21 protein-coding genes, 1 tRNA gene and 1 pseudogene are annotated in these 20,966 nt (G+C 65.4%); 9 read left to right on the plus strand and 14 right to left on the minus strand.

Going from position 1 to position 20,966, the window contains the following annotated elements; all coding sequences use genetic code 11:
* Nucleotides 1-5 precede the first annotated feature (5 nt).
* The 5 genes and pseudogenes from ACFOPI_RS20655 to ACFOPI_RS20675 all read left to right on the plus strand — a co-directional run bounded on the left by ACFOPI_RS20655 (nucleotide 6) and on the right by ACFOPI_RS20675 (nucleotide 1,960).
* A complete protein-coding gene (locus tag ACFOPI_RS20655) occupies nucleotides 6-560 on the plus strand; it encodes a DDE-type integrase/transposase/recombinase (RefSeq protein WP_382178177.1) in 555 nt (184 codons plus the stop codon).
* Nucleotides 561-575: 15 nt separating this feature from the next.
* Nucleotides 576-761: an integrase core domain-containing protein gene (locus tag ACFOPI_RS20660; protein WP_382178769.1), complete on the plus strand. Its 186-nt coding sequence runs from the start codon at nucleotides 576-578 to the stop codon at nucleotides 759-761.
* Nucleotides 762-847: 86 nt separating this feature from the next.
* Entirely contained in the window at nucleotides 848-1,114 is a 267-nt protein-coding gene (locus tag ACFOPI_RS20665) for a transposase (RefSeq protein ID WP_382178180.1), read from the plus strand.
* 32 nt (nucleotides 1,115-1,146) lie between these two features.
* Nucleotides 1,147-1,347 (plus strand): annotated as a pseudogene (locus ACFOPI_RS20670) (IS3 family transposase); the annotation flags it as partial.
* Nucleotides 1,348-1,501: 154 nt separating this feature from the next.
* Nucleotides 1,502-1,960 carry an integrase core domain-containing protein gene (locus tag ACFOPI_RS20675; RefSeq protein WP_382178182.1) on the plus strand — a complete coding sequence of 153 codons (459 nt, stop codon included), beginning with the start codon at nucleotides 1,502-1,504 and terminating at the stop codon, nucleotides 1,958-1,960.
* 104 nt (nucleotides 1,961-2,064) lie between these two features.
* On the opposite strand, the gene ACFOPI_RS20680 is transcribed toward ACFOPI_RS20675, so the two are convergent.
* The 10 genes from ACFOPI_RS20680 to ACFOPI_RS20725 form a co-directional block, all read right to left on the minus strand.
* On the minus strand, nucleotides 2,065-2,229 hold the full coding sequence (locus tag ACFOPI_RS20680; RefSeq protein WP_382178772.1) for a helix-turn-helix transcriptional regulator: 165 nt from the start codon (nucleotides 2,227-2,229) through the stop codon (nucleotides 2,065-2,067).
* Between the two features lie 371 nt (nucleotides 2,230-2,600).
* A tRNA-Asn gene (locus tag ACFOPI_RS20685) sits at nucleotides 2,601-2,676 on the minus strand.
* Nucleotides 2,677-2,741: 65 nt separating this feature from the next.
* A complete protein-coding gene (locus ACFOPI_RS20690; RefSeq protein WP_382178185.1) occupies nucleotides 2,742-3,806 on the minus strand; it encodes an NAD(P)/FAD-dependent oxidoreductase in 1,065 nt (354 codons plus the stop codon).
* Between the two features lie 10 nt (nucleotides 3,807-3,816).
* Nucleotides 3,817-4,146 (minus strand): ferredoxin FdxA, encoded by a 330-nt coding sequence (gene fdxA, locus ACFOPI_RS20695; RefSeq protein WP_382178188.1) that lies wholly within the window; start codon nucleotides 4,144-4,146, stop codon nucleotides 3,817-3,819.
* Between the two features lie 108 nt (nucleotides 4,147-4,254).
* On the minus strand, nucleotides 4,255-5,559 hold the full coding sequence (locus ACFOPI_RS20700; protein ID WP_382178190.1) for a sulfate adenylyltransferase subunit 1: 1,305 nt from the start codon (nucleotides 5,557-5,559) through the stop codon (nucleotides 4,255-4,257).
* Between the two features lie 43 nt (nucleotides 5,560-5,602).
* On the minus strand, nucleotides 5,603-6,547 hold the full coding sequence (cysD, locus tag ACFOPI_RS20705) for a sulfate adenylyltransferase subunit CysD (RefSeq protein WP_382178193.1): 945 nt from the start codon (nucleotides 6,545-6,547) through the stop codon (nucleotides 5,603-5,605).
* Nucleotides 6,548-6,581: 34 nt separating this feature from the next.
* A complete protein-coding gene (locus ACFOPI_RS20710) occupies nucleotides 6,582-7,205 on the minus strand; it encodes a phosphoadenosine phosphosulfate reductase family protein (RefSeq protein ID WP_308327892.1) in 624 nt (207 codons plus the stop codon).
* A gap of 17 nt (nucleotides 7,206-7,222) precedes the next feature.
* Nucleotides 7,223-7,606, minus strand: coding sequence for a DUF934 domain-containing protein (locus ACFOPI_RS20715; protein ID WP_382178196.1), 384 nt, complete (start codon nucleotides 7,604-7,606; stop codon nucleotides 7,223-7,225).
* A 17-nt stretch (nucleotides 7,607-7,623) separates the two neighbouring features.
* Nucleotides 7,624-9,405, minus strand: a complete 1,782-nt coding sequence (locus ACFOPI_RS20720; RefSeq protein WP_382178199.1) for a nitrite/sulfite reductase — start codon at nucleotides 9,403-9,405, stop codon at nucleotides 7,624-7,626.
* A 22-nt stretch (nucleotides 9,406-9,427) separates the two neighbouring features.
* Nucleotides 9,428-10,219, minus strand: coding sequence for a sulfite exporter TauE/SafE family protein (locus tag ACFOPI_RS20725; RefSeq protein WP_382178201.1), 792 nt, complete (start codon nucleotides 10,217-10,219; stop codon nucleotides 9,428-9,430).
* A 137-nt stretch (nucleotides 10,220-10,356) separates the two neighbouring features.
* On the opposite strand from ACFOPI_RS20725, the gene ACFOPI_RS20730 reads away from it, so the two are divergent.
* The gene (locus ACFOPI_RS20730) at nucleotides 10,357-11,148 is read left to right on the plus strand and encodes a hypothetical protein (protein WP_382178203.1); all 792 of its coding nucleotides are present in this window, start codon (nucleotides 10,357-10,359) and stop codon (nucleotides 11,146-11,148) included.
* Between the two features lie 6 nt (nucleotides 11,149-11,154).
* On the opposite strand, the gene ACFOPI_RS20735 is transcribed toward ACFOPI_RS20730, so the two are convergent.
* Entirely contained in the window at nucleotides 11,155-12,321 is a 1,167-nt protein-coding gene (locus tag ACFOPI_RS20735; RefSeq protein WP_382178205.1) for an FAD-dependent oxidoreductase, read from the minus strand.
* 18 nt (nucleotides 12,322-12,339) lie between these two features.
* The gene (locus ACFOPI_RS20740) at nucleotides 12,340-12,618 is read right to left on the minus strand and encodes an oxidative damage protection protein (RefSeq protein WP_382178207.1); all 279 of its coding nucleotides are present in this window, start codon (nucleotides 12,616-12,618) and stop codon (nucleotides 12,340-12,342) included.
* 291 nt (nucleotides 12,619-12,909) lie between these two features.
* On the opposite strand from ACFOPI_RS20740, the gene ACFOPI_RS20745 reads away from it, so the two are divergent.
* Complete coding sequence (locus ACFOPI_RS20745; protein WP_066151134.1) at nucleotides 12,910-13,686, plus strand: ferredoxin--NADP reductase; 777 nt, start codon at nucleotides 12,910-12,912, stop codon at nucleotides 13,684-13,686.
* A gap of 81 nt (nucleotides 13,687-13,767) precedes the next feature.
* The gene (locus ACFOPI_RS20750; RefSeq protein WP_382178775.1) at nucleotides 13,768-14,271 is read left to right on the plus strand and encodes a disulfide bond formation protein B; all 504 of its coding nucleotides are present in this window, start codon (nucleotides 13,768-13,770) and stop codon (nucleotides 14,269-14,271) included.
* Here ACFOPI_RS20750 and ppk2 read toward each other — a convergent pair whose 3' ends face one another.
* Nucleotides 14,272-15,489, minus strand: coding sequence for a polyphosphate kinase 2 (ppk2, locus tag ACFOPI_RS20755; RefSeq protein ID WP_382178210.1), 1,218 nt, complete (start codon nucleotides 15,487-15,489; stop codon nucleotides 14,272-14,274).
* 87 nt (nucleotides 15,490-15,576) lie between these two features.
* Nucleotides 15,577-16,917 (minus strand): amino-acid N-acetyltransferase, encoded by a 1,341-nt coding sequence (gene argA, locus ACFOPI_RS20760; RefSeq protein WP_382178213.1) that lies wholly within the window; start codon nucleotides 16,915-16,917, stop codon nucleotides 15,577-15,579.
* Between the two features lie 74 nt (nucleotides 16,918-16,991).
* Between argA and hrpA the strand changes: the two genes are divergently transcribed.
* Nucleotides 16,992-20,912, plus strand: a complete 3,921-nt coding sequence (gene hrpA, locus ACFOPI_RS20765) for an ATP-dependent RNA helicase HrpA (protein ID WP_382178216.1) — start codon at nucleotides 16,992-16,994, stop codon at nucleotides 20,910-20,912.
* Nucleotides 20,913-20,966: the final 54 nt, after the last annotated feature.

Genomic DNA, 20,966 nt, shown 5'->3' on the forward strand with positions numbered 1-20,966 from the left:
TGGTCGTGCGTGCCCTCGTTGACGAGCACGGCATGAGCGAGCGACGTGCCTGCCAGGCCAGCGGCATTGCCCGCTCCACACTGCGCTACCGGCCTGTTGCACGCGACGACTCCGGGGTCATCACCTTCATCCAGACGCACATGGCGCTCAACCCATGCCACGGCTTTGGCCTGCTGTACGACAGCGCCCGTCACCAAGGCAAGCCCTGGGGCAAAACGGTGCTCTGGCGCGTCTACTGCGAGCTGCGGCTGAATCTGCCACGGCGGGGCATGAAACGGCTGCCTTCGCGCATCAAGCAACCACTACACGCAGCAGGCCAGCCCAACCAGGGCTGGAGTTGTGACTTCATGTCTGATGCGTTGTGGTCCGGCAGGCGATTCAGGACCTTCAACGTCATCGACGAGTTCAACCGCGAGGGCCTGCGCATCGAAGTTGACACCAGCCTGCCGGCTGCGCGCGTCATACGGGCGCTCAACGAGCTGGTGGAGGTGCGAGGTGCGCCGCTGTCGATTCGCCTGGACAACGGCCCTGAGTTCATCGCCCAAGCGCTGGCCCAGTAGGCTCAGAGCAAAGGCATCGCCCTACAGCACATCCAGCCCGGCAAGCCCACGCAGAACGCCTATGTCGAACGATTCAACAAGACCTACCGCACCGAGGTGCTGAACTGCTACGTCTTCGATTCACTGCAGGAGGTGCGCGACATGACAGCCGACTGGCTGCACCGATACAACCACCTCCGCCCCCATGACGCCCTCGGCTGAATCTGACGTTCCCCCGGAAAACCGCGACAGGTCAAAACTAGAGGTACGGTTGCTTCCCGAGGCCCCGAGAGGGGCAAGGAGAAGCGATGAAGAAGTCCCGATTCAGCGAGGAGCAGATCGCCTATGCGCTGCGGATGGCCGACGGCGGCACGCCGGTGGTGGACGTGTGCCGCCAGATCGGCATCTCGGAGGCCACGTTCTACACGTGGAAGAAGAAGTACGGCGAGCTGGGCGTGAGCGAGTTGCGCAAGCTCAGGCAGCTTGAAGATGAGAACGCGCGCCTTCGGCGCATCGTGGCCGATCTGACGCTGGACATGCAGATCCTTCAGGAGGTCGTCAAAAAAAAGCTCTGAGGGCTGCCAAGCGCCGCGAGCTGGCAGCCTGGATGCAGGAGCGTTTCAAGCTCAGCGTGCATCGCTCGTGCCGACTGGCGCTGTTGCAGCGCTCAAGCTGGTATGCCAAGAGCGAGGCACGCGACCAGGGTGCGCTGCGCCAGCGCATCCGGGACATCGCGCTGAGCCGGCCGCGGTTTGGCTACCTGAGGGTGTTGGTGATGCTCAAACGCGAAGGCTGGCCGGTGGGGAAAACGCGGGTGTATCGCCTGTACCGGCTCGAAGGCCTGCAGTTGCGCATGAAGGTCAAGCGGCGCAAACGCATTGCCCTGTTGCGCGGCAAACCGCAGAAGCCCACGGGCGCGAATCAGCACTGGAGCATGGACTTCGTGCACGACCAGACACACGATGGCCGCGCGTTTCGCATCCTCACGGTCATCGATCAGTGGAGTCGCGAGAGTGTATGCCTGGAGGCCAACTTCCGGCTGTCAGGCCGGTGCGTGGCGCAGGCGCTGGACGAGGTCGCAGGCACCGCGCGGTTGGCCCAAGGCAATCACCGTGGACAACGGGACGGAATTCACCTCGAAAGCGCTGGACGAATGGGCGTATCGGCGAGGGATCAAACTCGACTACACCCGTCCCGGAAAGCCCACGGATAATGGCCTGATCGAGTCGTTCAACGGCCGGCTGCGCGACGAGTTCCTCAACGTCAACGAGTTCGTCACACTGCACGATGCCCGGGAGAAATTGAAGATCTGGCAGGACGACTACAACCACCACCGTCCACACAGCTCGCTCGGTAACCTGACCCCGAACGAGTTCGTCAACAACAGGTCAGTTCCACCCAACGAAGCGGCCAGCCTGTAGTTCAGAACTGTCCTGTTTCCGGGGGAACGTCACTGTTCCCCAACCTCTACTTCTGACTGGCTCAGGAATTCGAGGGGACCACACAAGGTTGAGCGTGTCCGACATCAGTGCGATGTCGCTGGGCGTGACTGGCTCCACAGATCCAGCTCGCTGCGGCGGCAAGCCACTGCGCGCGCACCGAGGCGAACGGGGCAGGGGAACTGTTGTTGGGCGATGAGCCTGTAGATTGTTGATCGACCCAAGCCCGTCATCTGCATGACGGATGGCATGCGCAGAAACACGGTCTGTACCTGATCGTGTGTGGTGGTCGGTGTGGCTGGTGTCGGTTGCACGGCATTTTCCCGGTGGAGGCATAAAGGCAACTGTAGGGCTCGGCTGGCCCCTTGGTCATGCTGGATTCGCCGTCAAATCTTGTGCACAGGGCTCTCACTGTCAGAGCAGCGCGTTTACGACAGTGGTTTCGACGGTTGGGTCTCTGACAGGGTGCCTGGCGAAGCCTTGGTGCAGCTCGCACGCAACACAACTGGCACGATTCTCTGCACTACGTTCATCAGACCAGAAACTGGCACCAGACTGGCACCAGCCAAACCCAGAAAGCAAAAAAGTCAGCAGGCGCTAACCTGCTGACTCTCGTGTTTCTTGGCTCCCCGACCTGGACTCGAACCAGGGACCTGCGGATTAACAGTCCGTCGCTCTACCGACTGAGCTATCAGGGAACAGCCTCAAATTATAGTGTGATTTTTATGATGTTTGGAAGCTCAGCCGCAGTTTCTGCAAAAAATTATGGGACTGATCCGTCCAGGGGGTTGGGCTGCACTTCCAGCAAACGATGCAGCCGGGAGCTGGAGGTGGTGTATTCGAGGTGGATGGCTTTGCCGGGAAACACCCGCGTGGCTGCCGCATACGCTGCGAGCACGCACTCGTGGAAGCCGCAGACGATGAGCTTCTTCTTTCCCGGGTATGTGTTGATGTCGCCAACAGCGAAGATGCCGGGCTCGCTGGTGGAAAACGTTGATGTGTCGACTACCAGCTGTTTGCGCTCTAGCGCGAGTCCCCATTGGGCCACGGGGCCTAGACGCGGTGAGAGTCCTTGCATCACATACACGCTGTCAACGTCCAGCCGCTCGGCGGCGCCATCGGCACGCAGGACAGTGACAGCGTTCAGCCGCTCGCCGTTCGATTCGCAGGCTGTGGCCTGACCAATCAGCAGTCGCATGCGGCCCTGCGAACAAAGTGCACGCATCTGCGACTGCAGGTCCGTACCGGACTGAAACACATCGCGGCGGTGCATCAGCGTCACGTCGACGCCACCATGGTTCACCAGGGTAAGCGCCCATTGCAAGGCGCCGTCGGTGTCTCCGACCACCAGCACGCGACGCCCGATTTCATGCTCCGCGAGGCGCGGAAAGAAGAAAAGCTGCGAGCCTTCAAAGTTCTCCAGACCATCGAGTTTGAGGCGACGCGGTTCAAAGGCACCCACACCGGCGGCGATGAACACCGTCCTGGTCAGCAGAGATATTTGGCGGGAGGTCGATATCAGAAAGCGATCGTCGTCCTGTCGTTCGACACAGGATACGGTCTGACCGAGATGAAAGGTGGGCGCGAAGGGTCGAACCTGCTTCAAAAGCGCATCGGTCAACTCCTGGCCGGTGCAGGCGGGCACGGCAGGAATGTCGTAGATCGGCTTGTCGGGATAGAGCTCTGCGGGCTGCCCGCCGGGGTGCGGGAGCGCGTCGATGATGTGAGCCCGGATTTCCAACAGCCCCAGCTGGAAAGCCTGGAACAGGCCCACAGGACCGGCGCCGATGATGACCGCATCGGTCTCGATCACGTCATCGGTCGCCATCTCCTGGTGTTCAGCGAACGAGTTCGGACAGCTTGCCGGTGCGGTCTTTCCACTCCTCGTGGTCGGGCAGAGGGTCCTTGCGTTTGGTGATGCTCTTCCAGCTCGGCAGCTTGGCCAGTTCGGCGTTCAGCGCCGTCATGTGCACCTGGTCCTTGGGCAGATCCTCTTCGGCGAAGATGGCGCTGACCGGGCACTCGGGAATGCAGACCGCACAGTCGATGCACTCGTCCGGATCGATGGTCAGGAAGTTCGGGCCTTCGCGGAAGCAGTCGACGGGGCAGACGTCGACGCAGTCGGTGTATTTGCAGCGGATGCAGGCTTCGGTGACGACGTGGGTCATGGTGTGGGAGAAAAATCGATCAAACCGGTGATTTTAGGCGGTGCAGGAGGGTAAGGCCCGGGGAAGCCCTTGGCTTTGATATTGGTTAAACCCGGCCTGCGAAGCTCATCAGCTCACCAGCACGGCGCCGGAGGTTCTGTGGCTGGCGGTGTCGACCAGCACCAGCGAACCCAGCGCACGCGACTGTGCGAACGGGGCGGTGGCCAACGGCTCCTGCAGCGCCAATTCAATGTGGCCGATGGCGTTGGGTTCGAGCTGGGTGGCAGCTTCTTCTGCCAGGGTGTGGATGTCCAGCTTGTGCACGATGCGTTTGACCTTGGCCTTGACCCAGCGGTGGCCGTGCAGCGCCCAGTAGACGCGGCCGGCGACCAGGGTTTCGTCGTCCATCCACGCCACGGTGGCGCGGATTTCGCGGCTGGCTTCGAGGCATTGACCTTGTTCGTCCACGGCCAGCAGCCAGTCGCCGCGCGAGACATCGACCTCGCGGTCGAGCACGATGCCGGCGCTGTGGCCCGCCGCCACGGCCTTGGGCTGGCGCACGTGGTTGAGCACCTGGGCCACGGTGGCCGTCTGGCCACTGGGCATGACCTTGACCTGCTGGCCAGGTTGCACGGTACCGGTGGCGACGCGGCCCCAGAACACGCGGCGACCCTGACTGGTGTCGGAAGACGACGAGAACTTTTCCACCCACTGCACCGGGAAGGCCAGCGGCAGTTCGGTGTCGGGGCGGGTCACCGGCAGGTGCTCCAGGATGTCGAGCAGGGTGGGGCCCTGATAGCCGCACCAGCCGGCCTGCGCGGGTGCGTCGACCACGTTCCAGCCCTTGAGCGCGGACACCGGCACGGTGGCGGTGACGGCGATGCCGGCGTCCACTGCAAACGCACTCAGGGCACCCGAGATGTGGGCGAAAGCCAGTGCGCTGTCTTCCACCGCGTCCAGCTTGTTGACGGCGAACACGACGGACGGCACGCGCAGCAGCTTGAGGAGCAGCGAATGGCGGCGGGTCTGCGGCAGCAGCTTGAGACCGGGGTCTTTCCAGTCCAGCTTGGTCGCATCGACCAGTACCACCGCGGCGTCGGCAGCCGAGGCCGCAGTCACCATGTTGCGGGTGTACTGCTCGTGGCCGGGTGCATCGCCGATGATGAACTTGCGCGTTTCGGTGTTGAAGTAGCGATAGGCGACGTCGATGGTGATGCCTTGCTCGCGCTCGGCCGAGAGGCCGTCGGTCAGCAGCGCGAGGTCGGTCTCGCCCTGGCGCTGCACGCCGGCCAGGTGGTCCTGCAGCACGGCCTTGCTGTCCACCAGCAGGCGGCCGATCAGGGTGCTCTTGCCGTCATCGACCGAGCCGCAGGTGATGAACTTCAGTGCGGTGCGGGTGTCGGCGGCGGTGGAGGGGGTAACAACAGCGTTCATGGGATGTCCGGGGAAATGTCGGTTCGTGGGCCCGAAGGTGGCTTCAGAAATAGCCGTCTTTCTTTCGCTTCTCCATCGAAGCTTCCGACGTCTTGTCGTCCATGCGCGTGGCGCCGCGCTCGCTGACGTCCGCAGCCAGTGTCTCGATCACGATGTCCCCGGCCGTCGCGGCCAGGCTCTCCACCGGGCAGGTGCAGGTGATGTCGCCGACGGTACGGAAGCGCACATCGCGAATCTGCACGGTCTCACCGTCCTTGGGCGGGGTCAGTTCGGTCACCGGCACCAGCAGGCCCCGGCGGTCGACCACCTCGCGCTTGTGGGTGTAGTAAATCGAAGGCAGGGCGATGGCCTCGCGCTCGATGTACTGCCAGACGTCGAGCTCGGTCCAGTTGCTGATGGGGAACACGCGGAAGTGTTCGCCCGGGGCCAGGCGGGTGTTGAACAGGGTCCAGAGTTCGGGGCGCTGGGCCTTGGGTTGCCACTGGCCGAAGCTGTCGCGGTGCGAAAAGATTCGCTCTTTGGCGCGTGCCTTTTCTTCGTCGCGGCGTGCGCCGCCGATCAGGGCGTCGAAACGGAACTCTTCAATCGCTTCGAGCAGGGTGACCGACTGGTGCACGTTGCGGCTCTCACCCGGGTGGGCCAGGCGCACGGTGCCGCGCTTCATCGAATCTTCGACGCTGCGCACGATCAGCTCGGCCTGCAGTTCCTTGGCGCGGAAGTCGCGGAAGTCGGTCACCTCGGGAAAGTTGTGGCCGGTGTCGATCATCAGCAGCGGGTAGGGAATGCGGCCGACGCCAAATGCTTTCTCGGCGCACTTGAGCATGACCAGCGAGTCCTTGCCGCCGGAGAACAGCAGGGCGGGGCGCTCGAAGGCGGCTGCGACCTCGCGCAGGATGAAGATGGTTTCCTCTTCAAGCGCGTCCAGGTGGGCGTTGCTCAGGTGGTGTTCGGCAGGTTGCAGCACGGCGGTATCGGTACGGGCGTTCATGATCGTTGTCGGCAGTCGGTTCGGTGGGCCGGCCTCAATGGGCCAGGTGCAGGCCGCACTCGCGGTTCTCTTCACCCTTGGTCGGGTCCACGTAGTCGAAGTTGTTGGGCAGACCGTGCAGTTCGCAGTAGTGGTACAGGTCCTTGGAGGTCCAGTGCAGCAGCGGGGCGACCTTGATGAGGCCATCCGGGTTGATGCTCACCGGATCCATCTGGGCGCGCACAGCGGTGTCGGTGGCGCGCAGGGCGGTGAACCAGACCTTGGGCGCGGTCTCGCGCAGGGCGCGGGCAAAGGGCTCGAGCTTCACTTCTTCGGTAAAGGCAGCGTGGCGCGGATCGTCCAGCGCGGGCGTCGGCCCTTCGACCGCCTCACGGTGCGCGCGCGAGCGCCGCGGCAGGTAGATCTTCAGGTTCAGCTTCAGCTGCTTCGTCACCTCGTCGGCGAAGCGGTAGGTGGCCTCGGTGTTGTAGCCGTTGTCCATCCAGACCACGGGCACGTCCGGGTTCACCTGGGTGACCAGGTGCAGGATCACGGCCTCAAAGGGGCGGAAGTTGGTGGTGACGATGGCAGGCTGATTCAGGCCCAGGGCCCACTTCACGAGGGCAGGAGCGTCGCGGCCAATGTCGGCGTTGATTTTTGCGAGATCGATGGTGCTCATGGTGTTCGTCCTGGTGCTCAGGCGTGGGCGAAATGCGGGCGGGTGTCCACGGCATCGCCCTGGTAGTAGGCGTCGTACTGGACCAGCAGCTTCTGTCCGTGTTCGATGCTCTGGTCGGCGCGCAGCACGGCCTGGGTGAAGCCGCTGCGCTGCATCTGCGCCAGCTGGTCGATCAGCACGTCGCCGATGGCGCGAATCTGGCCGGTGAAGCCCAGGCGGCGGCGCAGCAGGAAGGCCTGGCTGAAGGCGCGGCCATCGGCAAACGACGGGAACTCCAGTTGCACGGTGTGAATGCCTTCCAGCGACGCTTCGCGCGGATCGGCGTCGTTCGGCAGGGTCAGGGTGCCGGCCTCGTCGGCGCTGAAGCTGTCGGCCTTGAAGAGTTGGATCGTGGGTTTCATGTCGTGGGCTCCTGCGTTCAGGCGGCGACCGGGGTGCGGGCCGTGGCGACGCGCACCGCGTTGGCGGCGGTCTTGAAGGGTTCGATGCCGACGCGCTTGACGGTGTTGACGAAGGTCTCGGCCGGCTGGCGCTGGGCACGGAAGGTGTCGATGATGGCTTCGATCACGTCGACCATCTCGTCGGCGGCGAATGAGGGGCCGATCACCTTGCCCGGCACGGCTTCGCCCGACAGGCGCGTGCCGTCGGAGCCGCCCAGCGTGACCTGGTACCACTCCTGACCGTCCTTGTCGACGCCGAGGATGCCGATGTGGCCGCTGTGGTGGTGGCCGCAACTGTTGATGCAACCGCTGATGTGCAGGTCGATCTCGCCCAGGTCGTGCAGCTCGTCCAGGTCCTTGTAGCGGGCCAGCAGGGCCTGGGCGATGGGCAGCGAACGGGCGTTGGCCAGGTCGCAGAAGTCGCCGCCGGGGCATGCGATCATGTCGGACAGCAGGCCGATGTTGGGCTTGGCCAGGCCTAGGCGGCGCGCCTCGCGCCACAGTTCGGGCAACTGGTCGCAGCTGACCCAGGGCAGCAACAGGTTCTGTTCGTGGGTCACACGGGCTTCGCCGCAGGAGAAACGATCCACCAGCTCGGCGGCGCGCTCCAGCTGTTCTGCCGTGGCGTCGCCGGGCGCGGAGCCCAGGCGCTTGAAGGACAGGGTGACGGCGCGCAGGTCGGGGTTCTGGTGCGGCTTGACGTTGCGGGTCAGCCAGCGGCTGAATTCAATGTCGTCCTCAGCGGCGGCCTTGAGGATGTTGGCGATCTTGGCGTCGGCGCTCTTGCGGTCGCAGCTGAGCGTGGGCTGGACGAAGAAGGCGCTCACGCGGTCCAGTTCGGCCTGGGTGATGGTGTGTGGCGCGCCGTCCTTTTCCACGATGTCGCGGTATTCGGCTTCCACCTGGTCGGTGAAAGACTGGCCTTCGGCCTTCACCAGGATCTTGATGCGGGCCTTGTACTTGTTGTCGCGGCGGCCGAAGCGGTTGTAGGCGCGGACGATGGCTTCAAGGTAGTTGAGGATCTGGTTCCAGGGCAGGAACTCGCGGATCACCGAGCCGATGATGGGGGTGCGGCCCATGCCGCCGCCCACGCGCACCTGGAAGCCCAGGTCGCCGTCCACATTGCGCAGCAGGCGCAGGCCCACGTCGTGCCAGGGAGTCGCGGCGCGGTCCTCGCGGGCGCCCGTGATGGCGATCTTGAACTTGCGCGGCAGGAAGGCGAACTCGGGATGCAGCGTGCTCCACTGGCGCATGATTTCCGCAAAGGGGCGTGGATCGGCCACTTCGTCGACGGCAATGCCGGCCAGGGCGTCGGTGGTGATGTTGCGGATGCAGTTGCCGCTGGTCTGGATGCCGTGCAGGTTCACACTGGCAAGCAGGTCCATGGCGTCGGCCGCGCGGTGCAGCGGAATCCAGTTGTACTGGACGTTCTGGCGCGTGGTGAAGTGGGCGCAACGGTCGGGCAGGCTGGGCACGTCGGCCAGGGCGGCGTTGGCCTTGGAGGTGTCGTGGTCTTCCTTGTGGTCGAAATCTCGGGCCAGCTGGGCCAGCACGCGCAGCTGGGCGGTGTTGATTTCGCCATAGGGCACGGCCACACGCAGCATGGGCGCGAAGCGCTGGATGTACCAGCCGTTCTGCAGGCGCAGCGGCTTGAAGGCTTCGCCATCCAGCGTGCCGGCCTGGAAGCGTTCGAGCTGGTCGCGGAACTGGGCGGCGCGCTGGTGGACGAACTGGCGGTCGAAATCGGAGTACTGGTACATGGCTGTCGTGGGAAGGCAGAAATCAGAAGGCGATGAGCTTGGTGCCGGCGTATGCCAGCAGCAGCGAGAGCAGGGAACGCACGAGGCGCTCGGGCGTGTGGCGCATCAGGCGGGTGCCGAGCCAGATGCCAGGCAGCGACCCGGCCAGCAGTTTGCCCAGCAACGGCCAGTCGACAGAGCCGAGGCTGGCGTGGCCCAGGCCTGCGACCAGGGTCAGCGGCACGGCGTAGGCGATGTCGGCGGCCACGATGCGCGGCAGCGGCAGCAGCGGGAACAGGAGCAGCAGCACCGACACGCCGATGGCGCCGGCGCCGACCGAGGTGAGGGTGACCAGCGTGCCGATGACGGCACCAAAGAGCACCGGCAGGCTCCAGTGGCGAGCATGGGTGGCGTTGTCGATCTCGGCCGCGGGCAGGCTGCGCGGCAGCACCTTGCCGCGGGCCGCCTTGTAGAGCATGGCGGCGGCGGTCAGCAGCAGCGCCACACCCAGGGTGTGGGTCATGACCGACTGCACAGCGGGGCTGGCCGGCCCAACCTGGTGCAGCACCCAGAGAGTGGCCAGTGCCGCCGGAATGCTGCCGGCGCACAGCTGGGCCACCACGCGCCAGGGCACTAGGCGCTGCCGAGCCAAATTGATCGTACCTCCGGCCTTGGTCACGGCGGCGAACAGGAGGTCGGTGCCCACGGCCAGGTAGGGCTTGACCCCGAAGAAGAAAATCAAGATCGGGGTCATCAGCGAACCGCCGCCCACGCCGGTCAGGCCCACGACGAGGCCCACGAAAAACCCGGCGAAGACAAAAGCAAGTTCTGACATGGGACGCGACTGTACGCAGCTGTCCATATGTCTCAAACGACATTTTGGTTGTTCATATATTTCTTCTGGTTATCAGTGGCGTCGGATGTCTGGTCTCTTTTCACAGTGCAGCGCCGTCGCAGGGGTAACATGCACCGATGGTCAAGCAGCGGATTCATGTGCAGGTGGTGGGCTTCAGTGACGTGGAGCGACATGCGCTCAACACCGTCTTCCGGCTGTCCGAAGAGCGCGAACTGAGCTACGCCCCCTGGGTGCCGCTGACCGCACCCGGTGTCCAGGCGCCGACCCGGCTGGCGGAGGTGGCCCTGGTGGATGGCGATTCCGCGGAGGCCGTCTTGTCGCACGCCCGGGAGACGCCAGCGGGTCAGCGGCTGATCTGGGTGGGGTCGCATGCGCCTCAGCACGCCTGGCGGGTGCTGCAGCGGCCGATCCAGTGGGCCGCCATGCTCAATGATCTGGACGCGGTGTTTGTCGCACGGCAGGTTGACTCCGGGTTCCTGGATCTCGATGTGACGCAGCCTGGCCCCCTGGAACCCGACTCGGCACATCCGAACAGGCGGGCGCTGATCGTCGGCGCCGCGGCCGAGCGCGGGCAGGTGACTGCGTGGCTGTCGGGGGTGGGGGTATCGGAGGTGGATGAGGCGGACAGCACTGAAGCCGCGCTTGAATGCATCGGACGCCACCGTTATGTGTGTGGGGTGTTCGACCTGGACGAGCACCACGTCGACACCTGGCAGCTGGCGCGGCTGTTTTCCCAGCACAACGCCAATGCCTTGACTGTCGGGGTCAGCGAGCACGCCGACCCCCTGGCACCCTGGCTCAATCGTCGGCGGCTCAGGCGGGATACCGAACGCACGGGCATCAGCGCTCTGGTGGGGCGGCCGTTGCAGGCAGCCCAGTGGCGGCGCTGGCTCGAGCTACTGGCCTGAGCCAGATCAGACCGGTTGTCGGCGGGCCGTCTTCCAGGCGAAACGCGCCGGGTCGAGCGCTCTCTCCAGATCCAGATCCTGCTCGGCCAGTGGGGAGGACTCTCCACTCATCTGGCCGGCCAGCCAATCGGCGCACCAGTGGGCCAGCGTCAGGCCGCGGGAGCCTAGCGCTGTCAGCATGAACAGGCCGGACAGACGCGGCGTCTGCGACAGCGGGATCCTGCCGCGCCGCGCGCCGGCGGCATCGAACAGCTCCCGCAAGGCCTTCAGGTCGGGCACGGCGCCGACCATCGGAAGCCGGTCCTGCGAGGCGCACCGGACCTGCGACCAGCCGAGCAGATGCCCTTCGCTGGCGCAGCGCCGCAGCTCGGCGGCCGCCTCTGGATGCATCTCTTCCAGGCTGGCCGCATTGCGCTCGTGTGCGGCCGGATCCACCGTGGCGTCGTCGCGACCGCGTTCATAAGTGGACCCCATGGCCCAGACGCGGGACGGCCAGGCCGGCGGCAGACCGGCATCCTCATAGGTCGGAACGAAGACCCCGTTGTTGCGCATGGGGCGGGGGGCAAGTGGTGGCGTCCGCAGGGCCGCGAGCGTCAACTGACCCTTGACCGGTCGCAACGGCACGGCGCCCGATCCGTGGCCGTGGACGCCTTCCAGCAATGGAAACGCTCCGTAGGCGGTGGCCACCACCACCGTCGGAGCGGCACCGAGCACGGTGCCTGCTCCATCCCTGGCCACCCACTTGACATCTTCGCGGGCCAGGTGGGCCACGGCAGCATCGAAGCGGGAGCTCAGGCCGCCGGAGGACTGCGCCTCGGCCAGCCAGGCCTGGACCAGTGCCGACGGCCGGACCACCGCTGCGGGCCAGCGGCCCGGGTCGTGTCCCAGGTTGTCGACTTCCGTGGCCTGCCAGCCATGGCCCTGGGGCACCAGACGCTCCAACTGGGACCGTGCATCGGCCACGCCCAGGGAGCAAAGTCGGGACAGCGGTGTGGGTGCGCGCGTGACATGCGGGCTGAGCATGCCGACCGGGAGGCCTGAGGCCCCCATGGCGGGCTGGCTGCCGCGTTCGATCAGCTCAACCCGCCATCCTCGACGGGTCAGGGCCGCGCAGCAGGCGGCCCCGGCCAAGCCGGCCCCGAGCACCAGCGCGTGGCGGGATTGGGAGGTCACCAAGCAGGGGCGCGAGGCTTACTGACTAGCGCTCGGGGGCACATAGCCGGCTGCGGCGTCGGCGCCCTCACCAAAAAAGTGCTTCTCCATCTGCCGGGCGAGGTACTGGCGGGCCCGAGCATCGGCCAGGTTGAGACGGTTTTCGTTGAGCAGCATGGTCTGGTGCTTGAGCCAGGCCGCCCAGGCTTCCTTGCTTACGCTTTCATAGATGCGTTTGCCCAGCTCGCCGGGGTAGGGCGGAAAGTCCAGGCCTTCGGCGTCCTTGCCGAGCTTGATGCAGTGAACGGTGCGTGCCATGGGGTTTCCTTATTCTTTAGGTGTCTAAGTAAAATGAAAAACTATTCGTTCCAGTATTAACCCAAGGTCGGCATGATGCGCGCAGCCAGCAAGACCGGGGTCGCATGGTGCAGGAGGCCTGCAAAAGGGGCTCCACTGTAGCAACGAATACCCGGCGCGAGCGAATGCCCTGCGGGCGCCGGTGCCAGTTCCTGATTTATCGCAAGGCTCACCGGAACCCGACTTCTACAATCGCGAACTGTTTTTGTTTCCAACTCTGGCGTCCCGGCCGGACCCATCTCCTTCAAGACCATGAGTGCATTTCTGGAAGAGCGCGTTCTGAGCGTTCACCACTGGACAGACCGCCTGTTCAGTTTCACGACCACCCGCGACACGGCGCTGCGCTTCTCCAATGGCCACTTCACCATGATCGGGCTGCGGGTGAACGACAAGCCGCTGCTGCGCGCTTACTCGATCGCCAGCGCCAACTACGAAGAGCATCTGGAGTTCCTGAGCATCAAGGTGCCGGACGGCCCGCTGACCAGCCGCCTGCAGCACATCCAGGTGGGCGACACCATCATTGTTGGCAAGAAGCCCACCGGTACGCTGCTGATTGATTACCTACTGCCCGCCAAGCGCCTGTACCTGCTGGCCACCGGCACCGGGCTGGCGCCGTTCCTCTCGATCGTGCGCGACCCCGAGACCTACGAGAAGTTCGAACAGGTTGTGCTGATCCACGGCGTGCGCGAGGTCAAGGAACTGGCCTACCGCGACATGCTGGAAACGCAGCTCAAGCAGCACGAGTTCCTGGGCGAGATGGTGAGCCAGCAGTTCATCTACTACCCGACCGTGACGCGTGAGCCCTTCGTGCACCAGGGCCGCATCCCCAACATCATCGAGAGCGGCCAGATCGCCAAGGACACCGGGTTGCCCGAGCTGAACCCGGCCGAAGACCGCGTCATGATCTGCGGCAGCCCCGAGATGCTGCGCGACCTCAAGGCGCTGTGCGAGAAGCGCGGCTTCGCCGAGGGCAACACCACGCGTCCGGGCCAGTTTGTGATCGAGCGCGCGTTCGCCGACAACGGCTGACCGCCTGCCACTGGAACTAGAAGGCGCTGGCCGGGTCCACCCGCAGCGCCTTTTTCATCTTCTGGAGTTCTCTTGAGTTTTCTGACCCCCGCCATCGATTTTCTTGACCAGCACCCACGCCGTGCGCTGACTCTGGTCGCTGCCGCCTGCGTCGGTCTGCTGGCCTTCGGCATGTACCTGCAGCATGTGGTGGGTCTCGAACCCTGCCCGATGTGCATCGTGCAGCGCTACGCACTGATCCTGGTGGCGATCGTTGCGGCCGTGGGCGCGTCGATGTCTAACCGGGGGCGCCAGGTGGCGGTCGGACTGATGGGCCTCCTGGCGCTGGGCGGCGCCTTCGTCGCTGCACGTCAGAGCTTTCTGCAGTGGTACCCAGCCGAGGTGCTCAGCTGCGGGCGCGACTTCTACGGAATGATCGAATCCTTCCCGCTCAAGCGCGCGATTCCCATGATCTTCAAGGGTAGCGGCGACTGCTCGGCGATCGACTGGACCTTTCTCGGTCTGTCCATCGCCAATTGGTCCTTCCTATGCTTCGCCGGCATCGCGGCGCTGGCGGTGGCGCTGTTGGTGCGCCGTAGAGCCTGATCAGAGAATCGCGGAGCCCGGGCGCTCGCCGCGCTCGTAGACCACGTGGGCGCGGCCCACGATCAGCGTATCCAGTGAACCGATGTTCTTCGCGCTCTTGTTGGAGTAGGGCAGCTTTTGCAGCACGTAGCGCATGGCGTTCAGGCGCGCGCGCTTTTTGCAGTCACTCTTGATCACCGTCCACGGGGCGTCGGCGGTGTCGGTTTCGAAGAACATCGCCTCTTTGGCCTTGGTGTATTCCTCCCACTTGTCCAGCGAGGCCATGTCGATGGGGCTGAGCTTCCATTGCTTGAGCGGGTGAGCCTTGCGCTCCTTGAATCGGCGGCGCTGCTCTTCGCGGCTGACCGAGAACCAGAACTTGATCAGGTGCACGCCGCTGCGCACCAGTTGGCGCTCGAACTGCGGCGCCTGCCGCATGAACTCCTGGTACTCATCGTCCGAGCAGAAGCCCATCACGCGTTCGACGCCGGCGCGGTTGTACCAGCTGCGGTCGAACAGCACGATTTCGCCGGCCGTGGGCAGGTGCTGCACGTAGCGTTGGAAATACCACTGACCACGCTCGACTTCGGTCGGTTTTTCCAGCGCCACCACCCGCGCGCCGCGAGGGTTGAGGTGCTCCATGAAGCGCTTGATGGTGCCGCCCTTGCCGGCGGCGTCGCGCCCCTCGAACAGGATCACCACCCGTTGCTTGTTCTCCTTGACCCAGGCCTGCAGCTTCAGCAGCTCCACCTGCAGCAGGTACTTGTGCGCCTCGTAGGTCTTGCGCGAGAGCAGGTTCTTGTAAGGGTAGGCGCCGCTGCGCCAGTCGGTCGACAGGACTTCGTCGGGATTGCTGTCGCCCTTGCCACGGCCCTTGATCGCCTGTGCAGTTTCCTTGAGCAGGCCGCGGATCGCCTTGGCGTCGTCGGGCGAGGCGCCTTCCAAAATCGCACGCAGGCCTTCGGCTTTGCGGCTCTTGCTGGCCGATGTGTCGGAGAGGATGTCCTTGACCGCAGCCGCCTTGGCCTCCTGTCGGGCGGAGATCACCGTGCTGGTTGTGACTTTGGCGATGCGTTCGGGTCGGGTGCTGCCCGTGACATCGCCCAGGGCCACACGCCGCGATGACGCGGCCTTGGTGGTCGTGGCAGGGCGGGCGCCCGTTTTGCGGTTGGCGCGGCTGGCGGTTTTGCGCGCCGCTTCGTCGGCGGCGGGGCTGAGGCGGGAGGGTCGTTCGGTCATGGTCGGGTCATGTGCTGGTCACAAAGGCCCAGTATGAACCGACGATCCCGATGCTGCTTGACGTTCGTCAAGCAGCAAGGGCGGGTGTCAGCCCAGCTTCTTGACCAGCACCTGGCTGCGGCGGTCCCAGTTGTACTTGCGCTTGCGCGCCTCGGGCAGCCAGTCGGGGTTGACCTGCACGAAGCCCCGCTTGATGAACCAGTGCATGGTGCGGGTGGTGAGCACGAAGATGCTCTGCAGGCCCTGGGCGCGGGCACGCGTTTCGATGCGTTTGAGCAGGCGCTCGCCGTCGCCCTGGCTCTGGCTCTGGGGCGAAACGGTGAGCGCGGCCATCTCGGCGGTGCGCTCCTCAGGGTAGGGGTAGAGCGCGGCGCAGCCGAAGATCACCCCGTCGTGTTCGATGATGGTGTAGTTGCTGGCGTCGCGTTCGATCTCGGTGCGGTCGCGTTTGACCAGGGTGCCGTCCTTCTCGAACGGCTCGATCAGCGCCAGGATGCCACCGACGTCGTCCAGCGTGGCCTCGCGCACGCTCTCCAGCTTCTCGTCCACCACCATGGTGCCGATGCCGTCGTGCACGTAGATTTCGAGCAGCAGCGAGCCGTCGAGCTTGAACGGAATGATGTGGCTGCGCTCCACGCCGCCTTCGCAGGCGCGGATGCAGTGCTGAAGGTAGAAGCCAGTGTCGGTGGGCTGGGTCGGCGGCGGCAGGCTGGCGACCATGCGCTTGGCGTCGGCCAGCGGCAGCTCGGTATCGATCTCGCTTTCCGGGTCGTTGGCATCGACGCGGATGCCAGGCACCTCGGTCAGGAAGATCAGCTTGTCGCTCTGCAGCGCCACCGCGACCGAGGTCGCCACGTCTTCCATGCTCAGGTTGAAGGCTTCGCCGGTGGGCGAGAAGCCGAACGGGGAGATCAGCACCAGGGCTCCCATGTCCAAGGTCCGCTGGATGCCTTCGGTGTCCACCTTGCGCACCAGGCCCGAATGCTGGAAGTCCACGCCGTCGATCAGACCCACTGGTCGCGCGGTGATGAAGTTGCCCGAGATCACCCGGACCCGCGCCCCGGCCATGGGGGTGTTGGGCAACCCCTGGCTGAACGCGGCCTCAATCTCGTAGCGCAGCTGGCCGGCGGCCTCCTGCGCGCAGTCGAGCGCAATCGGGTCGGTGATGCGCATGCCGTGCGAGTACTTCGCTTCCTGGCCCTTGAGGCGCAGTTGTTCGTTGACCTGCGGACGGAAGCCGTGCACCAGCACGATCTTCACGCCCATGGCCTGGATCATGGCGATGTCCTGGGCGATGGACGCCAGCTTGCCCGCGGCAATCGCCTCGCCGGTCAGGCCGATCACGAAGGTCTGGTTCCGGAACTTGTGGATGTACGGTGCCACCGAACGAAACCAGGGCACGAAGGTGAAGTTGAAGACGGTGGACATGTCGGGCGGCTGGGGCAGACGGGCGGGTGCGCAGGATAATCGCGGGTTGCCTGATTTTGACTGAAGTTGTCCCCTTGTCCTCCGCGCCGCTGACCATCGAGTTTCCCGAATCCCTGCCTGTCTCCGCCCGCCGGCAGGAGATCGAGGACGCCATCCGCGACCACCAGGTCGTGATCGTCTGCGGCGAAACCGGTTCGGGCAAGACCACCCAGTTGCCCAAGATTGCATTGGCCATGGGGCGCGGCAAGCTCAACGCCAAGCCGGGCCAGCGCGGCCAGCTGATCGGCCACACCCAGCCGCGGCGGATCGCGGCCAGTTCGGTGGCCAAGCGCATCGCGGAGGAGCTGAAGACTCCGCTGGGCGAGGTGGTGGGCTACAAAGTGCGCTTCCAGGACCGGTTGTCCAGGGACGCTTCGGTCAAGCTGATGACCGACGGCATCCTGCTGGCCGAGACGCAGACCGATCCGGACCTCAAGGCCTACGACACGATCATCATTGACGAGGCGCACGAGCGCTCGCTGAACATCGACTTCCTGCTGGGCTACCTGCGCCAGCTGCTGCCGCGACGGCCGGACCTCAAGGTCATCGTCACCTCGGCCACCATTGATGCGGACCGGTTCGCCGACTATTTCGCCTCTTCCAAAGGCAAGGCGCCGGTGCTGATGGTCTCGGGCCGTACCTTCCCGGTGGAGGTGCGTTACCGGCCGTTCGAGGAAAGCCGCGAATACGACCTGAACAACGCCATCGCCGATGGTGTGGATGAGTTGTGGCGCGGTGGGGCGGGCTCGGGCGGGGACATCCTGGTCTTCCTGCCGGGCGAGCGAGAGATCCGCGAAGCCGCCGACCACCTGCGCAAACACCTGGCCCACCAGCCGGCGTTGCGCAACGCCGAGGTGCTGCCCCTGTTCGCGCGCCTGTCGCAGGCCGAGCAGGACCGCATCTTCCAGCCGCACGGCCAGCGCCGCATCGTGCTCTCGACCAACGTGGCCGAGACCTCGCTGACGGTGCCGGGCATTCGTTTCGTCATCGACGTTGGCACGGCACGGGTCAAGCGCTACAGCTTCCGCCAGAAGGTGGAGCAGTTGCTGATCGAGCCCATCAGCCAGGCCGCGGCCAACCAGCGCGCCGGTCGCTGCGGCCGCGTGGCCGATGGCATCTGCATCCGCCTGTACGACGAGGCGGACTTCAACGGTCGCCCGCGCTTCACCGACCCCGAGATCCTGCGCAGCTCGCTGGCCGGCGTGATCCTGCGCATGAAAGCGCTGCACCTGGGCGCCGTGGAAGACTTCGCGTTTCTGGAGGCGCCGCAGCGCCGCGCCATCACCGACGGCTACCAGCTGCTGTCCGAGCTGGGCGCGGTGGACGAGGCCAACGAGCTGACCCGCATCGGCCAGACGCTCAGCCGCCTGCCGCTGGACCCGCGCGTGGGCCGCATCCTGCTGGAAGCGCAGCAGCGCGGTGCGCTGGACGAGGTGCTGGTCATCGCTTCCGCCCTGAGCCTGCAGGACGTGCGCGACCGCCCGCTGGAGAAGCAGACCCAGGCCGACCAGGCGCACAAGAAGTTCGACGACGAGAAGAGCGAGTTCACGGGCACGCTCAAGCTGTGGAAGTGGCTGGAGGACAGCAAGGGTGGTCATGGCACCGACCACAAGCTCAGCCACCGCCAGTACGAGAACCTGCTGCGCGAGAACTACATCAATGTCCGTCGCGTGCGCGAGTGGCGCGACATCCATTCGCAGCTTCACACCGTGGTGGCGGAGCACAAGTGGCAACTCAACACGCAACCCGCCAGCTATGAGCAGCTGCACCTGTCCATGCTGGCTGGCCTGCTGGGCAACATCGGCCAGAAGAACGACACCGAAGACTGGTACCTGGGCGCGCGCGGCATCAAGTTCCACCGCCACCCAGGCGCCAACCTGAGCAAGAAGCCGGGGCGCTGGATCGTCTGCGCCGAGCTGGTGGAAACTGCGCGCCTGTTCGGCCGCGGCATCGCCAACATCGAACCGCAATGGCTGGAACAGGTGGGCGGGCATCTGCTCAAGAAGCAGGTGCTGGACCCGCACTGGGAAAAAAAGGCCGGTCGCGTGAGCGCCTACGAGCGCGCCACCCTCTATGGCCTGGTGGTCTACCAGCAGCGGCGGGTGGATTACAGCAAGGTGGACCCCGCCGGCGCGCGCGAGATCTTCATCCGCGAAGCCCTGGTGGGCCATCTGCACGAGGACACCTGGGACAGCAAGCTGCCCTTCCTGGCCGCCAACCGCCGCACGGTGCGCGAGGTGCAGGAGCTGGAACACAAGGCGCGGCGCCAGGACGTGCTGGTGGACGACGAGCTGATCTACGCCTTCTACGAACAGCAGATCCCGGCCCACGTGTGCGGGGGCGCAGACTTCGAACGTTGGTGGCGCGACGACTCGCGCGAGAACCCGAAACTGCTGTTCCTCACGCGCGAAGAGTTGATGCGCCACGAGGCCGCGGGCATCACCACCCAAGCTTTCCCCAAGACGCTGCGCCTGGGCGGCGTGGACTGCGCCGTGGCCTACCTGCACGAGCCGGGCGATCCGCGCGACGGCGTGAGCGTGACCGTGCCGATCTTCGCGCTCAACCAGGTCAGCGAAGACCGCTGCGACTGGCTGGTGCCCGGCATGCTCAAGGACAAGGTGCAGGCCCTCCTCAAGACCCTGCACCAGCGCCCGCGTTCGCGCCTGGTGCCGCTTCCTGCCACCGCCGAGAAAATGACCGAGGCCCTGTGCCAACCAGAAACCTTCGGCAGCGGCAACCTGATGGACGCGCTGCTCAAGCTGGTGCGCGACGCAACGCAACTGCCGGTGCAGCGCAACGACATCAAGGTCGACATGCTGCCGGCCCACCACTTCATGCACCTGCGCGTGGTGGACGAACACGGCCGCCAGCTGGGTCAGGGCCGCAACCTTGGCGCACTCAAGGCCGAGTTGGGGAGTCAGGCGCGGGGAGCGTTCCAGGCATTGGCCTCGCTCAAGCTCAAGGACATTGCCGGCCCTGCAGCGGTCGTTCCGGCGTCTGCTGAACGGCCCGTGGCCCCCGACGGGGCCCGCCGCGTGGCGGCACCGAACAAACCACTGTCACCGCCCGCTGCCACCGCCGATCAGCGCCACACCAGCTGGACCTTTGGCGAACTGCCCGAGCTGATGGAAATCCGCAAGGGTGGCCAGACGCTGATCGGCTTCCCGGCGCTGATCGACGACGGCGACGCGGTGCGCATCGAGGTGTTCGACGAGCCGGAGGTGGCCCAGGCGCGCCACCGCGCCGGCCTGCGCCGCCTGTTCGCGCTGCAGATCCGGGACGCGCTGAAGTACCTGGAAAAGAACCTGCCGGGCTTGCAGGCCATGGGCGTGGCCTACATGAACGTGGGCAAGACCGACAGCGGCGGCGGTGGCGGCACGTTGGATGAGTTGAAAAACCAGATCCTCGACCTGGCCCTGGATCGCGCCTTTCTGACCGATCCGCTGCCGACGGAGGCCACCGCCTTCAAGGCGCGCGTGGACGAAGGCAGAGGGCGCCTGACCCTGATTGCCAACGAGATCGCGCGACAGGCGGGGGTGATCCTGACGGAATATGCGACTGCCGCCCGCAAGCTCAAGGACAGCAAGCCGCCGACCGACGTGGCGACCGACGTGCAGCAGCAGCTGCAGCGCCTGGTGCCCAAGAACTTCCTGAGCGCCACGCCCTACGCCCAGCTGCAGCATTTCCCGCGCTACCTCAAGGCGGTGCAGCTGCGGCTGGACAAACTGCGCGGCGACCCGGCGCGCGACGCCGCCAAGTTCGCGGAGCTCAAGCCCCAGGACCAGCGCTTCTGGCGCCTGGTGGCCGAGCGCAAAGGGGCGCAGGATGCCCGGCTGCAGGAGCTGCGCTGGCTGCTGGAAGAGCTGCGCGTGAGCTTCTTCGCGCAGGAACTGCGCACGCCGCAACCGGTGAGCATCAAGCGACTGGACAAGGCCTGGGCCCAGCTCAACACCTGATCCGGTGCAGCCCTGTTGACAGAGGCACCCGGGCTGCGCTTCACTGGCGCCTTC

The organism is Hydrogenophaga luteola (assembly GCF_042648585.1).
Lineage (GTDB): Bacteria > Pseudomonadota > Gammaproteobacteria > Burkholderiales > Burkholderiaceae_C > Hydrogenophaga > Hydrogenophaga luteola.